Raw genomic sequence first — 535 nt, 5'->3', positions numbered from 1 at the left:
TGACCATAAGTATCGTTGTAAGACTTAAAGAAATCAACATCGCACAGAATCAAGGATAAAGGCTGTTGTGAGCGTATTTGGCGCTGCCACTCAAGGGCGAGATATTCTTCAAATCGCCGACGGTTAGCTACTTGAGTTAACTCATCAAGATTAACCAAAAGTTGCAACTGCTGATTTGCGGCAATCAGCTTTTGCTGTAGCTGAGATTGCTCAATCAAGCGTTTTAGACGTTGGCGCAAAATTGGCAAGAGAACGGGTTTAGTAACATAGTCAGTTGCACCAGCTGCAAATGCACGGTTAATGGAGCGTTCATCCTCAACAGATGTAAGCATTAAAATGGGAGTGTGCTGATCTTGAGCTAATGAATGTAACTTGTGGCAACACTCGAAGCCATCCATATCCGGCATTGAGATATCAAGGAGTATGATGTCGGGGTGTAGTTGCTCAAAAACATTTATTGCCTCTATGCCATTTTCAGCCTCCGCGACTCGATATCCATCCTGCTCTAAGAAAAGTCGCAGCACTGTGCGGAAAA

The 535-nt window shown here is 43.9% G+C and carries 1 protein-coding gene; it reads right to left on the bottom strand.

Features of this window, described 5'->3' with window-relative positions; all coding sequences use genetic code 11:
* The coding region (locus tag HCR01_RS38255; RefSeq protein ID WP_193201057.1) for a response regulator at positions 1-535 on the bottom strand (535 nt) is incomplete at both ends.

Origin of the sequence: Nostoc sp. MG11 (assembly GCF_014904695.1) — a bacterium.
In the GTDB taxonomy this organism is placed as follows: domain Bacteria; phylum Cyanobacteriota; class Cyanobacteriia; order Cyanobacteriales; family Nostocaceae; genus Komarekiella.
This window is presented reverse-complemented; position numbering and strand designations above follow the sequence as displayed.